Consider the following 229-nt stretch of genomic DNA (forward strand, 5'->3'; position numbering starts at 1 on the left):
CTCCAGGTGCTCTTCATCGCTCTCCTCGTCGGCTTCGCTCTGCAGGGCATGGGCGAGCGCGGCGCGCGCATGGTCGAGGGCATCCGCAACTTCCAGGTGCTCGTGTTCCGCATCCTCGGCATGATCCTCTGGCTCGCCCCGATCGGTGCCTTCGGTGCGATCGCCGCCGTCGTCGGCAAGACCGGCTTCGGGGCCGTGATCAGCCTCGGCATCCTGATGGGGTCGTTCT

The 229-nt window shown here is 67.2% G+C and carries 1 protein-coding gene; it reads left to right on the forward strand.

Annotated elements, in window-relative coordinates; translation table 11 throughout:
• On the forward strand, positions 1-229 hold a 229-nt coding region (locus ACZ3HG_RS25075; RefSeq protein WP_465335287.1), incomplete at both ends, for a cation:dicarboxylate symporter family transporter.

Source organism: Erwinia sp. PME.40.26/001 (assembly GCF_055556675.1).